Annotated in this window: 1 protein-coding gene and 1 pseudogene; both read right to left on the minus strand. The window is 64.1% G+C overall.

Annotated features, from left to right (window positions below; translation table 11 throughout):
* Nucleotides 1–508: pseudogene (actP, locus tag I71_RS01120) on the minus strand (cation acetate symporter); the annotation flags it as partial.
* Nucleotides 508–810, minus strand: coding sequence for a DUF485 domain-containing protein (locus I71_RS01125; protein WP_042688983.1), 303 nt, complete (start codon nt 808–810; stop codon nt 508–510). The gene I71_RS01125 and the pseudogene actP, both read right to left, overlap by 1 nt.
* Between the last annotated feature and the right edge of the window lie 268 nt (nt 811–1078).

A 1078-nucleotide genomic window follows, 5' to 3' on the forward strand; every position in this document is an offset into this window, starting at 1 on the left:
TAGAGGTGACGGTCGCCAGCGAGCCGCAGGCCGACAGCGAACGGATCGGCGTCTGCTGGAAGCGGTAGGAGGCGACGTCGGCGAAGGTGTACTTGCCGAGGTTGCGCAGCCGCTCGGCCACCAGGAACAGCACGATCGGCCAGCCGACCAGCCAACCCACCGAATAGATCAGGCCGTCGAAGCCCGAGGCGTACACCAGACCGGCGATGCCCAGGAAGGAGGCAGCCGACATGTAGTCGCCGGCAATCGCGAGACCGTTCTGGAAACCGGTGATGCCGCCGCCGGCGGCATAGAAGTCCTTGGCCGACTTGGTGCGGCGGGCCGCCCAGTAGGTGATGCCCAGCGTGAACAGCACGAAGGCCAGGAACATCAGGATGGCCGACCAGTTGGTCGCCTGCTTCTGCACGGCGCCGCCGATGGCGTCGGCCAGGACCGTGGTCGGAACCAGCGCGCCGGCGGCTGCCGCCGCAGCGGCGACCGGAGCGGCAAGACGGGTGGTGGCGCGCATCACTTCGACTCCTCCAGGATCTGGCGGTTCAGCTCGTCGAACTCGCCGTTCGCCCGGTGCACGTAGATGCCGGTCAGGATGAAGGCGGACACGATGGTGAAGACGCCGATGGGGATGCCCCAGGTCGTGACACCGGAGCCGATCGGCGTGCCGAGGAAGTTTCTCCCGAACGCCACCAACAGGATAAAGCCGAAATAAATGACCAGCATGGCAATGGACAAAGTCCAGGCGAAGGCGGACCGCTTCGCCACCAGTTCCTGGAACTTTGGATTGTTCACAATCCTTTGTGCGCTTTGACTCATGTGCGTCCCCTCATCGAGTGCCGGCAGCCTTCGGCGATCCATCAAGACAAAATCTTCGGGATCAACGGGCATTTGCCGTCCGGGCGGTCGCGTCCGGGTTTCTCCCCGTAATTCGTACGCCCTTGACCTACCCAATTGTTTGATACAGATCATTGTTGGGCGCACCCCCTACCTTGGTCGATGGGGGGAGCGCCGACCGGGCGGGCGGGCACGAAAAAGCAAGCCTGGGCAAGGCGTAGCCGCATATGGAAAGGCGCCCCCGTGCCGA

Source organism: Azospirillum sp. B506, from assembly GCF_000333595.1.
Classification (GTDB): Bacteria; Pseudomonadota; Alphaproteobacteria; order Azospirillales; family Azospirillaceae; genus Azospirillum.

Coding starts and splice junctions, on each gene's coding strand:
- I71_RS01125 (WP_042688983.1), bottom strand. CDS start 810: ATGAGTCAAAGCGCACAAAGGATTGTGAACAATCCAAAGTTCCAGGAA.